Below are 13,860 nucleotides of genomic sequence, written 5' to 3'. Positions count from 1 at the left end.
ACATTAACCCCGATAGGAAACTATCGGGGTTTTGTTTTTTGTATGAAATAAATTCACCTTGCCGTTTTTCCCTCGACAGAACCTCTCTTTTTCGTTAATTTTGGATGTCCGGATGTCTAAAATAACAAGGAGAGCCCGCCGCTATGCCAATCCGTATCCCTGATGAACTTCCTGCTGTTACCGATCTGCGTGATGAAAATATCTTTGTGATGACATCATCACGGGCACAATTTCAGGATATACGGCCGCTGAAAGTGCTGTTTTTAAATCTGATGCCCAAGAAGATTGAAACAGAACTGCAATTTTTGCGCCTGCTCTCCAATACACCGCTTCAGGTTGATATTCAGTTATTGCGTATCAGTCATCATGAATCAAAGAACACACCCAAAGCGCATCTGGATGCTTTTTATTGTGACTTTGACGATATAAAAGCACAGAATTTTGATGGTCTGGTGATCACCGGTGCGCCACTCGGTCTGGTTGAATTTCAGGATGTGGATTACTGGCCGGAACTGGATGAGATTATCCGCTGGTCGCAGACCCATGTCACATCAACCCTCTTTGTCTGCTGGGCAGTACAGGCGGGGCTGAACACGCTTTACAATATCCCGAAACAAACACTGCCGGAAAAGATCTCCGGAGTGTATACCCACACTACCCTGATGCCGCATGCATTGCTGACCAGGGGATTTGACGGGCAGTTTTCCGCACCTCACTCCCGCTATGCGGCATTCCCTGAAGCGATGATCCGCGAAAATACCGATCTCGATATCCTGGCTGCCTCTGAAGAAGCCGGAGCCTATCTGTTTGCCAGTAAAGACAAGCGCCAGGTCTATGTCACCGGGCATGCAGAGTATGATGCCGATACTTTGGCAGGGGAATATCAGCGTGATGCGGATGCGGGGCTGAAGCCTGCTATCCCGGTGAACTATTTTCCGGATAATGACCCGTCGAAAACACCGGTATCCAGCTGGCGCGGACACGGCCATCTGCTTTATGCTAACTGGCTGAATTATTGTGTTTATCAGATAACACCGTTCGATCTGAGTGTGATGAATCCGACAGCAGACTGATAAAAAAAGCCACCGCGAACGGTGGCAAAAGGCAGACTTAATTTACGATGTCTTTATGCAGCGGCACCGGCAACGGCTTGTGCCGCCAGTGCGGTAATACGATCATAATCTCCGTTACGCAGTGCATCTTCCGGCACCAGCCATGAACCGCCGACACAGGCCACACTGCTCAGAGCAAGGTAATCCCGGTAATTATTCAGAGAGATCCCGCCGGTCGGGCAGAAACGGATATCCGGGAAAGGACCGGAAATCGCTTTCAGCGCTTTCACTCCGCCGTTTGCTTCTGCCGGGAAAAACTTAAAGTTTTTCAGGCCGTAAGCCATTCCCGCCATCAGTTCAGAAACGGTGGCGATCCCCGGGATCAGCGGAATAGATCCCTGATCGGCTGCCTGTAACAGAGATTCTGTCAGACCGGGGCTGATAGCAAACTGCGCACCGGCGTCAGTGACGGCTTTCAGTTGCTCCGGATTAATCACAGTACCTGCACCGACGATCGCCTCCGGCACTTCTTCCGCAATGGCTCGGATAGCCTCAATGGCACACGCTGTACGCAGCGTGACTTCCAGAACACGGATCCCGCCCGCGACCAGCGCACGGGCCAGCGGTACTGCCTGATGCAGTTCACGGATAACAATGACAGGCACAACCGGTCCTGCATTTAAAACGGATTGCGCGTTTAATTCCTGATCATTCATCGCCATTCTCACCTTTATAAAAACGAATACAGCAGGCGCCTTCTTCCGCACCTGAGAGTTGCGTGCGTAATGCACTGAATAATTCACGACCGGAGCCGTCACGCTCTGCGCTGAGGTCAGGGATGACACTTTCGCGTGCTGCCAGAACCGCCTCATCAACAAGCAGTGTCAGCTCACCGGTCTGCCCGTTCACCCGGATCATATCGCCGTCACGGACTTTGGTCAGCAGCCCGCCGGTATACGCTTCCGGGGTAACGTGAATAGCGGAAGGCACTTTGCCGGATGCGCCTGACAAACGCCCGTCTGTTACCAGAGCCACCCGGTAACCTTTATCCATCAGCACGCCCAGCGGCGGCATCAGTTTGTGCAGTTCCGGCATTCCGTTGGCCTGCGGCCCCTGGAAACGGACTACCACAACACAATCTTTGTTCAGTTTTCCGGCCTCAAACGCGGGCACAATATCATGCTGGCTGTTAAACACGATGGCCGGGGCTTCAATAATCTGGTTATCGGCAGGCACTGCCGAGGTTTTCATCACCGCACGTCCGAGATTTCCGGTCAGCACTTTGGTACCGCCGTGAGACGAAAACGGTGTATTTCCGGATGCAATCACACTGTCATCAAGCGTGCTGAGTGCGCCCTCCCGCCATTTCAGTTCACCGTTATCCAGCCACGGCTCCTGTGTATAACAGGATAAGCCGAAACCGGCGACCGTATGCACATCTTCATGCAGCAGTCCCAGGCTGAGCAGCTCACGGATAATCAGCTGTAACCCGCCTGCGGCATGGAACTGGTTGATATCTGCCGGGCCATTCGGGTAGATCCGGCTGAGCAGCGGGATAATGTCCGACAGCTCAGAAAAATCATCCCAGTTGATGATGATCCCAGCCGCTGCGGCCATCGCGATAAGGTGCATGGTTAGATTGGTGGAGCCGCCGGTTGCCAGCAAACCAACGATACCGTTAACGATGACTTTTTCATTCACCAGTTGCCCGATCGGCAGATAATTGCCGCTGTTTTCGGTAAAGCGGACAACCTGGCGGGCCGCGGCATCTGTCAGTGCGGTGCGCAGCGGGGTATCAGGATGAATAAAGGACGCGCCGGGCAGATGTAAGCCCATGATTTCCATGACCATCTGATTGGAATTGGCGGTACCGTAAAAAGTACAGGTTCCGGCGGAATGATAAGAGGCCGCTTCTGCATCCAGCAGCGCCCGGCGATCCACTTTTCCTTCAGCAAATAACTGACGGACATGCACTTTTTCTTTATTCGGCAGACCGCTGGTCATCGGCCCCGCCGGAATAAATACGGATGGCAGATGCCCGAAAGAGAGTGCCGCCATCATCATCCCCGGGACGATTTTATCGCAGATCCCGAGGTAAAGTGCGCCATCAAACATATTGTGGGAAAGCCCGACAGCGGCAGACATTGCAATCACATCACGGCTCAGCAGGGATAACTCCATACCATCCTGCCCCTGGGTCACGCCGTCACACATGGCGGGAACGCCGCCGGCAACCTGGCCGATGGCACCCACGCTGTGCAGTGCCGCTTTGATTTGTGCCGGATAAAATTCATACGGTTTATGTGCCGACAACATATCGTTGTAAGCAGTGATGATTGCAATATCGTTATGCGCCATATTGCGTAACTGTTGTTTCTCATCCGGCTGGCAGGCGGCAAAACCGTGAGCCAGGTTACCGCAGGCCAGCTGAGCACGATGGACGGTTTTACTGCGTGCGGCGCTGATTTTTTCCAGATACCGGGCACGCGATACACGGGAACGCGTCGTAATACGGGCGGTAATGTCTGAAAGTCGCGGATGAACCGGCGGGTACGCAGAATGTGTCATAGTCATAGCTCCGTGCTGATTATCTGCCTGTTGCAGTATCATAAACTCATTTGTTACCGGTAACATTGACACAGATCAGCAACTGATTGCAACTTTTATGAGCAATTCTCTTTCCTGAATATGATCCACCTCAAATTTAGCTGAAACGAGAAAGCTTTCGGCGCGGATCGAATAATCAGAAAAAGAGGGTTGAGTACCAGTGCGGATCACATCAACATGAAAAACGCTCAGGTTGCGCTTTAATGCACTCAGGGAAAGTTGTGGTAGTATAGACGTTCAGACGGCTATTCAAACGGGCATTGCAGAGCGGAGTCAGATAAATGGATAATAAAATCAGTGTATTAAAAAAAGCGCTTAATCAACGGATCCTGATTCTTGATGGTGCGATGGGAACAATGATCCAGCGCTATGCACTGAACGAAAAGGAATACCGCGGTGAGCGTTTCGCTGACTGGCCGGTCGATCTGAAGGGAAATAACGATCTGTTATCCATTACACAGCCGGATATTATCCGTGAAATTCACCATGCTTATCTGGAAGCCGGTGCGGATATTATTGAAACCAACAGCTTTAACTCCACGGTTATTTCCATGGCGGATTATCAGATGGAATCACTGTCTGATGAAATCAATGAGGCCGCAGCAAAACTGGCGCGGGAATGTGCCGATGCGTGGACACGCAAAACACCGGAAAAACCCCGCTATGTGGCCGGCATTCTGGGGCCGACTAACCGGACGGCATCCATCTCTCCCGATGTGAATGATCCGGCTTACCGCAATGTCTCCTATGACGCACTGGTCGGGGCTTACCGCAGCTCTGTGCGGGCACTGGTCCGCGGCGGCGCTGACATCATTATGATCGAAACTATCTTCGATACCCTGAATGCCAAGGCGGCGATCTATGCCGTTGAAACTGAGTTTGAGGCGCTGGAGATTAAATTGCCGGTCATGCTCTCCGGTACCATCACAGATGCCTCCGGACGGACACTGACCGGTCAGACAACGGAAGCCTTTTATAACTCCATGCGACACATCCGCCCGATCTCTTTCGGGCTTAACTGTGCGCTGGGGCCTGCTGAACTGCGCCAGTATGTGGCGGAGCTGTCCCGTATCGCGGATTGCTATGTCAGTACTCATCCGAATGCCGGTCTGCCGAATGCGTTCGGGGGTTATGACCTGGATGCCGCCAATATGGCGGGTTATATCAGTGAGTGGGCACAGTCTGGTCTGCTGAATATTGTCGGTGGCTGCTGCGGTACCACGCCTGACCATATCCGTGCTATTGCACAGGCGGTGGCAGATATTCCGCCGCGTGTTATCCCCGATCGCCCTGTGGCCTGCCGCCTGGCGGGGCTGGAACCACTGACCATCGACGAAAACTCCCTGTTCGTCAACGTGGGGGAGCGAACCAATATTACCGGCTCTGCACGATTTAAGCGGCTGATTAAAGAAGGTAATTACCAGGAAGCGCTGGATGTGGCCCGTAATCAGGTGGAGAACGGTGCCCAGATCATTGATATCAACATGGATGAGGGCATGCTGGATTCACAGGCTGCCATGGTGCGTTTCCTGAATATGATTTCCGGTGAGCCGGATATCGCCCGCGTGCCGATTATGATCGATTCCTCAAAATGGGAAGTGATCGAAGCCGGGCTGAAATGCATCCAGGGCAAAGGCATTGTGAACTCGATTTCCCTGAAAGAGGGAGAAGAAGCCTTTATCGATCATGCCAAAAAAGTGCTGCGTTACGGCGCTGCCGTGATTGTGATGGCCTTTGATGAAACCGGTCAGGCGGATACCCGGCAGCGTAAGACAGAAATCTGTCAGCGGGCTTACCGCATTCTGACCGAACAGGTGGGATTCCCGCCGGAAGATATTATTTTTGACCCGAATATTTTTGCGGTGGCAACCGGCATTCCTGAACATAATAACTATGCGGTTGATTTTATTGAAGCCTGTAGGGATATCAAAGCGACACTGCCTCATGCGCTGATCTCCGGCGGGGTCTCCAACGTCTCTTTCTCGTTCCGGGGCAATGATCCGGTGCGGGAAGCCATTCACGCCGTTTTCCTCTATTACGCCATCCGTAACGGCATGGACATGGGAATTGTGAATGCCGGGCAACTGGCTATTTATGATGATTTACCATCTGCACTGCGTGATGCGGTGGAAGATGTGATTCTGAACCGCCGCGAAGATGCCACAGACCGGCTGCTGGCGCTGGCAGAAGAATATCGCGGCAGCAAAGGGGAAAATGATCAGCCGCAGCTCGCGGAATGGCGCGGGTGGGATGTGGAAAAACGCCTTGAATACGCGCTGGTGAAAGGGATCACCGAATTTATTGTTGAGGATACCGAAGCCGCCCGTCTGCGGGCTGACAGTCCGATTGAAGTGATCGAAGGCCCGCTGATGAACGGCATGAATGTGGTCGGCGATTTGTTCAGTGAAGGCAAAATGTTTCTGCCGCAGGTGGTGAAATCCGCCAGGGTGATGAAACAGGCGGTGGCCTATCTGGAACCTTATATTCAGGCAGCGAAAACCAGCGGTTCCAGTGCCGGGAAAGTTCTGCTGGCGACAGTCAAAGGTGATGTGCATGATATCGGCAAGAATATTGTCGGTGTGGTATTGCAGTGTAATAACTACGAAATTATTGATCTCGGGGTGATGGTGCCCTGTGAAACAATTCTCCGCACAGCCATTGAGGAAAAAGTGGATATTATCGGGCTGTCCGGGCTTATCACGCCGTCACTGGATGAAATGGTGCATGTGGCGAAAGAGATGGAGCGTCAGGGGTTTTCCCTGCCGCTGCTGATCGGCGGTGCCACCACATCCAAAGCCCATACGGCAGTGAAAATTGAGCCGAATTACAGCGGCCCGGTGACCTATGTACAGAATGCCTCGCGGACGGTCGGGGTCGTGGCGGCACTATTGTCCGATAAACAACGGGATGAATTTGTTGCCCGTACCCGCAAAGAATATGAGGTTGTCCGCGATCAGTATGCCCGCCGTCAGCCGCGCTCTGCTCCGGTGACACTCGCACAGGCTCGGGCAAATGCGTTTGCGGCGGATTGGGATAATTATACGCCGCCGCGCCCGGCATTTACCGGGGTGAAAACTGTCACTGCACCGATTTCGGTGCTGCGCCGTTATATTGACTGGACACCTTTCTTTATGACCTGGTCGCTGGCCGGAAAATACCCGCGTATTCTGGAAGATGATGTCGTCGGTGAAGAAGCCCGCCGCCTGTTTAAAGAGGCAAACGCGATGCTGGATGAGCTGGACAGAACCGGCACACTGACACCGCGTGGCGTGGCGGGGATCTTCCCGGCTAACCGGATCGGCGATGATATCGCGGTTTACCGTGATGAATCCCGCGAAGAGATTCTGTTATACAGCTGTCATCTGCGCCAGCAGACACAGAAAAAAGATGGTTTCCCGAATGCCTGCCTGGCGGATTTTGTCGCGCCGCCGGGTATTCCGGATTACCTCGGGGCATTTGCCGTCACCGGCGGGCTTGAGGAAGATACTCTGGCCGCACAGTTTGATGCGGCACACGATGATTACAATAAAATCATGGTGAAAGCCCTCGCTGACCGGCTGGCGGAAGGGTTTGCGGAGTATCTGCATGAGCAGGTGCGTAAAACCGTCTGGGGCTACAGTCCGGATGAAAACCTGGATAATGACTCGCTGATCCGCGAAAACTACCAGGGGATCCGCCCCGCACCCGGCTACCCTGCCTGTCCGGAACATACGGAGAAAAGCAAAATCTGGGAATTACTGGATGTGGAAAGCCATACCGGTATGCGTCTGACAGAATCTTACGCTATGTGGCCGGGGGCATCGGTCTCCGGCTGGTATTTCAGTCATCCGCAGAGCCGCTATTTTGCGGTGGCTCAGATCCAGCGGGATCAGATTGAGGATTATGCCGCCCGAAAAGGTATGCCGGTGAAAGAGCTTGAGCGCTGGCTTGCTCCGAACCTGGGGTATGATCCGGAAGACTGAGTATTATCGCTTGTCAGTCTCCTGTCCCGGTTTGCGTTAACCGCTGGGTACTGTTCTGCGTATAGTGGATCCTGCAGTATCACTGTACGCCATTATCAGAACAGAAGGAGAATCGTATGAATTCAGTATTTATCATTGCAGACGGCCGGGCCGGGGAGGTGGTATGACACTCCCCGTTTTCAGGCCATTAATGATATCCGCCACTTTTGTCTTATGCAGTGTATTTGCCGGTAACTGCCGGGCTGAGATTGATTTACCCTGCCCTATGAGTCACAAGTTCAAAGTTGAGAAGCAGGAAGATCGTGTTTGTATAAGTAAACAGCCGTTACTTGCCTGCCCTGCATTGTGTCACCCGTCAAAAAGTGTGAAAAAAACGGTGGCGTTTTATTGTATCGACTCTGACAAACAGTTACCCGAGAAGAAAGTCAATGCCGTTTTGGATGTCACTGTTCCGGTGAGTTGTGAGGCGACACTTCCTGTATTTGCAGTACCGGACACCACACCATAATCTGAAGTAAAACAGGATAACCGGCCGGGATCCTTTCTCCTTCCTTCGCAATCATCACGCAATGTGACAGCCTGCTCTTGTCATTGTTTTTTTCATCCCCATTTATAGATAAGCAATTATCCCGTACTATGGCTGCAACAGCCGTGACCGGGCATATCAGATTCAGCCATAAAAGGGAGTGATGAGACAATGTACCGTTTCTATATTCAGGACGCTTTACCTGCCGGGTGCCTGCCCGCGTATTCGCTGCCGAAAGCAGATCAGCCCCATTATTATGAATTGGATGAAAGCATCCTCAATGCTGCACTGAATATCATGCAGATCTCGGATATCCTGGATACCGATGATGTGCTGGACGATGACTGCTTTAACCGTATCTGGCTGAAAAGCGAGCTGACTCCTGCCCGGGCGTCAGAGGTTTATCACTTCTTATATCAGCAGCAGCTGCCGGAACCGGTACCGTCACAGGATGAAATCGCGGCCTTTAAACAGGCGAGAGCCGACGAACTGGCGCTGCTGAGCCGGCGCAGTCCGAAAGAGGGGTATGTGCCTGTCCATAAATTTGCCACACAGGATGCCTGGCGGATCATGCCGGAAGAATGCCTGCTTATTGCCGGTGTTCTGACTGATCACATGCTGGAAGATAACAATATGGTGGTCAGTAACATCGCATCACTGTGCAAAATCAGCCACAAAACACTGGAATATGCCCTGAGAGGCTGGCGTGAGTTTAATTTATTCGCGGCAGAACATGGCGGTTATCAGGTTTGCTGATGATTCAGTCGTTTTTTATGCAAAGATAACACCTGATGTGAATTGATCGCCTGATGCTGACCGCATCAGGCGTTTTTTTATCTGAATAATCAGAACAGATCGCGGTGAAGGGCGCGGATGATATCTTCGGCATCATTGCCCGGCACCAGCAGGCACATGTTGTGTCCGCTTGCACCATAACTGATCATGCGGATATTAAACGGCTCAAGGGCGCTGAAAATGGTTTTACCCAGCCCGTGTGCCCGGGTCAGTTCATTACCGATAACCGCGACCAGCGCCAGATCCTGCTCCACTTCAATACGGCACAGGGCTGATAACTCGGCGGTCAGCTCATCACTGAGCAATGTTCCGTTAGTGTGTGTTGAGCCGACGGTATCCAGTGTCAGGGCGATACTGACTTCTGACGTGGTAATCACATCCACGGAAATATTATGGCGGGAAAGAATAGTGAAGATTTCCGCCAGAAAGCCGCGCGCATGCAGCATTTTCAGGCTGTGCAGCGTCAGCAGGGTTTGCTGGCGGCGTAATGTCAGGGCGCGGAACAGCGGCGGATTCGGATCATTGTCGCACACCAGTGTGCCGCCCGCGCCGCTCTCTTTGCTGGAGCCGACAAACACCGGGATCCCGCTGCGCACGGCAGGCAGCAAAGTGGCCGGATGCAGGATTTTTGCCCCGAAGTTTGCCATTTCCGCCGCTTCATCAAAGGTAATATGATCAATCGGATAGGCATCCGGCACAATGCGCGGGTCTGTGGTGTAGATCCCCGGCACATCTGTCCAGATATCGACACGCTGACAGCCGAGTGCCTCCGCCAGCAGTGCCGCCGTGTAATCACTGCCGCCGCGTCCGAGTGTGGTGGTGCGTCCTGCGGCTTCGCGGCCGATAAATCCCTGGGTGATCACCGTACCCTGTGACAGACGCGGGGCAAGCAGCTGATCACAGCACGTGCGCAGCACCACGGTATCCGGCTCTGCCCGGCCGAAACTGTCATCTGTCTGCATGACCTCACGGACATCAAACCATTGCGCCTGTGCTCCCTGTTCCCGCAGTACTTCGGTAAACAGCAGCGTCGACATAATCTCACCATGACTGACAATTTCATCCACCAGGGCGCTGGAGGTTGCCAGTGCGGCGGCATCCGACAAGGTGGTGATATTGCCCAGCAGACGGTCAATCTCATTGTGTACCGCTGCGTTTTCCGGCAGACGGGACAGAATTTCATATTGTGTGTCACGAATCTGTTTCAGACATTTTTCACGTTGTGCGCGCGGGCATCCCTGAGCTAATTCGATTAATGCATTGGTGATCCCGGCGGAGGCGGATAACACCACCAGTGCCACACCGGGGGTTTGCAGCACAACCCCGGCACTTTTCTGCATGGCGTCGTAATTTGCCACACTGGTACCACCGAATTTTGCAATAACCTGCTGAGCAGGCGCGGAAGATGCTGACGCCATAATGAATTCCTTATCCCGTAAAGTGAAAAATGTGAGCTGTGTTACACTGATAGAATTATAGGGATTGCCGGAATGAGTCAATATTGATTAACGGATAATCAATATCTTTCATAATGACAGGCAAATTATCGTTTTTTGCGATATTCCGCTCCGGCGCTGGTTTTGTTTCGGTTTTTTGAGCAATATCACGGAATGACAGATGCATAACACCTTTATCGTCAGGACAGAGTACACTTTGTTGATACGATTCAGTTTTGGTTTTCAATGAAAAGAGAGCTGCAATGAAAAATATTAACCCCACTGATACTGCGGCCTGGAAGGCGCTGGAACAGCATTACAACACAATGAAAACTGTGCATCTCCGCGACTTATTTGCGCAGGATAACGACCGGTTCAGCCGTTTTTCTGCCACGTTCGGCGAAGACATGCTGGTGGATTATTCCAAGAACCGTATCACACAGGAAACCCTTGATAAGCTGCTGGCACTGGCTGAAGAGTGTGATGTGAGTGGGGCTGTCCGCAGTATGTTTTCCGGTGAGAAGATCAACCGGACAGAAGACCGTGCGGTTCTGCACACCGCGCTGCGTCACCGTGATAACACGCCGGTGATGACTGACGGGCAGGATGTGATGCCGGAGGTTCGCGCCGTGCTGGAAAAAATGCGCGTGTTCAGTGAGCGGATCATCAGCGGGGAGTGGAAAGGTTATACCGGCAAGCCGATTACCGATGTGGTGAATATCGGTATCGGCGGCTCTGATCTCGGCCCTTATATGGTGACAGAAGCACTGCGCCCGTATAAAAATCATCTGGGCATGCATTTTGTCTCGAATGTTGACGGCACGCATATCGCTGAAACACTGAAAGATCTGAATCCGGAAACCACGCTGTTCCTGATCGCCTCCAAAACCTTTACCACCCAGGAAACCATGACCAACGCCCATTCCGCGCGTGACTGGTTCCTGGCCGCGGCTAACGATCCGGCGCATGTGGCGAAACATTTTGCGGCGCTGTCCACCAATGCGGATGCGGTAGCTGAGTTTGGTATTGATACCGCCAATATGTTTGAGTTCTGGGACTGGGTCGGCGGACGTTATTCCCTGTGGTCAGCCATTGGCTTGTCTATTGTGCTCTCTGTCGGTTATGACAACTTCACGCAGTTGCTTGATGGTGCGTATGCCATGGATAAGCATTTCACCGAAACTGAATTCTCACAGAATATCCCGGTGCTGCTGGCGCTGATTGGTCTGTGGTATAACAATTTCTTCGGTGCGGAAACCGAGGCGATTCTGCCGTATGATCAGTATATGCACCGCTTTGCAGCCTATTTCCAGCAGGGGAATATGGAGTCCAACGGGAAATATGTGGATCGTAACGGTAAGGTGGTTTCTCATCAGACCGGGCCGGTTATCTGGGGCGAGCCGGGCACCAACGGGCAGCATGCGTTTTATCAGCTGATCCATCAGGGCACCAAACTGATCCCGTGTGATTTTATCGCACCGGCACAAAGCCATAATCCGCTGGGAGATCACCACAGCAAACTGCTGTCGAATTTCTTCGCCCAGACCGAAGCACTGGCCTTTGGTAAAACCCGCGAACAGGTGGATGCGGAATTTGCCGCACAGGGCAAAAATCCGGCAGAAATGGATTATGTCGCACCGTTTAAAGTTTTTGAGGGTAACCGTCCGACAAACTCCATCCTGCTGAAATCCATTACTCCGTTCAGCCTCGGGGCACTGATTGCGATGTATGAGCATAAGATTTTTGTTCAGGGCGTGATTATGAATATCTATACGTTTGATCAGTGGGGCGTCGAACTGGGCAAACAGCTGGCAAACCGGATTCTGCCGGAACTGGCGGATGACAAGCCGGTTGAAAGCCACGACAGCTCAACCAACGGCCTGATTAACCGGTTTAAAAACTGGCGTTAGTGCTGATTTCGCTTTAACCGCGCATTTTATAAACAAAGCCGCCCTGCATTGCGCAGCGCGGCTTTATTTTTAGCAAAAAATTTTCAGTAACGCGCTCATTTCCTGCCGGGTTTTGTTAAAGTGTATCAGAACGCCTATTATGCTCCTGATAACCGGATATATTCATGACACAAACAGTGATAACACCGCCCATCCGCTGGTTTGATAATGCGGAAACGATCCCTGCCGGGGTGCTGGACTGGTTATCAGAATTAGGGTCAATGACGCGGCGCTTTGAACAGCATTGCAATGAAGTGACGGTAAAACCGTATTGTGAAAAATATATCTCCCGTGAAGCGCTGACTGAAGAAGAGCAGATGCATCTGCCCGGCAGTAGCCGCTACTGGTTACGGGAGGTGGTGTTATATGGTGACGGGGTTCCCTGGCTTACCGGCCGGACAGTGGTGCCGGAGGAGACGCTGACAGGGGAAGAGCAGCAGTTACTGAAAATGGGAAATGTGCCACTCGGGCGCTATCTCTTTACCAGCGGTTGTCTGACGCGGGATTATATCCGCTTCGGGCTGTCAGAAACGCACTGGGCCCGCTGTTCGCGGCTGTGCCTGGCGGGTAAACCACTGCTGCTGACTGAAGTTTTTCTGCCGGCCTCTCCGGCATACCCCGCATAAGTGAATATCTCGGAGAAGAATAACGTGGAACGAAGCATGGTACGCAGCAAGTGGCAGGCATACAGCCGTCTGATGCGGACAGACCGCCCGATTGGCTCACTGTTACTGCTCTGGCCGACCTACTGGGCGTTATGGATAGCGGCCCGGGGCGTCCCGGACTGGCATATTCTGATTATCTTTACCATTGGTGTGTTCAGTATGCGCGCCGCCGGGTGTGTGATTAATGATTTTGCTGACCGGAAATTTGACGGCTCGGTGGAGCGCACCAAGAACCGCCCGCTGCCGCGCGGTGATGTCACGGAAAAAGAAGCCAAAATTCTGTTTGCGGTACTGGTGCTGGTATCATTCGGGCTGGTGCTGACGCTCAATACCATGACCATCTGGCTGTCAGTCGCCGGGCTGGCGCTGGCTTGGGTGTATCCGTTTGTGAAGCGGGTCAGCCATCTGCCGCAGGTGGTGCTTGGCGCGGCCTTCGGCTGGTCGATTCCGATGGCATTTGCGGCGGTCAGTGAATCGCTGCCGGCAGAGTGCTGGCTGCTGTTTGCGGTCAATATTGTCTGGTCTGTGGTGTATGACACTCAGTACGCGATGGTGGATCGCAACGACGACCTGAAAATCGGCGTGAAATCCACGGCTATCCTGTTCGGGCGCTTTGATAAGATGATTATCGGCATATTGCAGCTGGTGATGATTCTGATGCTGTTATTGATAGGGTTGATGGTTAATCTGTCCGGTATCTTCTACTGGTCCCTGCTGCTGGCCGGCGCGTTATTTGTCTATCAGCAGCGCCTGATGGCTGACCGCGAACGCGACCCGTGTTTTCAGGCCTTTATGAATAATAACTATGTCGGGTTTATTCTGTTTCTCGGCATGCTGGTCAGTTATCTGTAAATCCGGATAACCGGCA

The 13,860-nt window shown here is 52.6% G+C and carries 10 protein-coding genes; 7 read left to right on the top strand and 3 right to left on the bottom strand.

Going from position 1 to position 13,860, the window contains the following annotated elements:
- The first annotated feature begins 143 nt into the window (after positions 1-143).
- On the top strand, positions 144-1,073 hold the full coding sequence (gene metA, locus ACF8OF_RS01480) for a homoserine O-succinyltransferase (RefSeq protein WP_262864718.1): 930 nt from the start codon (positions 144-146) through the stop codon (positions 1,071-1,073).
- A gap of 53 nt (positions 1,074-1,126) precedes the next feature.
- Here the strand turns inward: metA and ACF8OF_RS01475 are convergent, their stop codons facing one another.
- Positions 1,127-1,768 (bottom strand): bifunctional 4-hydroxy-2-oxoglutarate aldolase/2-dehydro-3-deoxy-phosphogluconate aldolase, encoded by a 642-nt coding sequence (locus ACF8OF_RS01475; RefSeq protein ID WP_392495482.1) that lies wholly within the window; start codon positions 1,766-1,768, stop codon positions 1,127-1,129.
- Positions 1,761-3,626, bottom strand: coding sequence for a phosphogluconate dehydratase (gene edd, locus ACF8OF_RS01470; RefSeq protein WP_392495473.1), 1,866 nt, complete (start codon positions 3,624-3,626; stop codon positions 1,761-1,763). Before edd ends, ACF8OF_RS01475 begins: the two co-directional genes overlap by 8 nt.
- Before the next feature lie 314 nt (positions 3,627-3,940).
- Between edd and metH the strand changes: the two genes are divergently transcribed.
- The 3 genes from metH to ACF8OF_RS01455 all read left to right on the top strand — a co-directional run bounded on the left by metH (position 3,941) and on the right by ACF8OF_RS01455 (position 8,903).
- Positions 3,941-7,621, top strand: a complete 3,681-nt coding sequence (metH, locus tag ACF8OF_RS01465) for a methionine synthase (RefSeq protein ID WP_392495471.1) — start codon at positions 3,941-3,943, stop codon at positions 7,619-7,621.
- Between the two features lie 163 nt (positions 7,622-7,784).
- Entirely contained in the window at positions 7,785-8,129 is a 345-nt protein-coding gene (locus ACF8OF_RS01460) for a hypothetical protein (RefSeq protein ID WP_392495469.1), read from the top strand.
- Between the two features lie 189 nt (positions 8,130-8,318).
- Positions 8,319-8,903, top strand: a complete 585-nt coding sequence (locus tag ACF8OF_RS01455; RefSeq protein ID WP_025155253.1) for a hypothetical protein — start codon at positions 8,319-8,321, stop codon at positions 8,901-8,903.
- Between the two features lie 89 nt (positions 8,904-8,992).
- Here ACF8OF_RS01455 and lysC read toward each other — a convergent pair whose 3' ends face one another.
- Positions 8,993-10,360, bottom strand: coding sequence for a lysine-sensitive aspartokinase 3 (gene lysC, locus ACF8OF_RS01450; protein ID WP_262862949.1), 1,368 nt, complete (start codon positions 10,358-10,360; stop codon positions 8,993-8,995).
- Between the two features lie 281 nt (positions 10,361-10,641).
- Between lysC and pgi the strand changes: the two genes are divergently transcribed.
- The 3 genes from pgi (at position 10,642) to ubiA (ending at position 13,844) form a co-directional block, all read left to right on the top strand.
- Positions 10,642-12,288, top strand: a complete 1,647-nt coding sequence (gene pgi, locus ACF8OF_RS01445; RefSeq protein WP_392495468.1) for a glucose-6-phosphate isomerase — start codon at positions 10,642-10,644, stop codon at positions 12,286-12,288.
- A 164-nt stretch (positions 12,289-12,452) separates the two neighbouring features.
- Positions 12,453-12,953: a chorismate lyase gene (ubiC, locus tag ACF8OF_RS01440; protein WP_262860272.1), complete on the top strand. Its 501-nt coding sequence runs from the start codon at positions 12,453-12,455 to the stop codon at positions 12,951-12,953.
- A 36-nt stretch (positions 12,954-12,989) separates the two neighbouring features.
- The gene (gene ubiA / locus ACF8OF_RS01435; RefSeq protein ID WP_279800690.1) at positions 12,990-13,844 is read left to right on the top strand and encodes a 4-hydroxybenzoate octaprenyltransferase; all 855 of its coding nucleotides are present in this window, start codon (positions 12,990-12,992) and stop codon (positions 13,842-13,844) included.
- Positions 13,845-13,860 lie beyond the last annotated feature (16 nt).

Source organism: Morganella sp. TYF_1, from assembly GCF_043105645.1.
In the GTDB taxonomy this organism is placed as follows: Bacteria; Pseudomonadota; Gammaproteobacteria; order Enterobacterales; family Enterobacteriaceae; genus Morganella; species Morganella morganii_B.
Note: the sequence above shows the minus strand (reverse complement) of the source record. Positions and strands in the feature narration are given on the sequence as shown.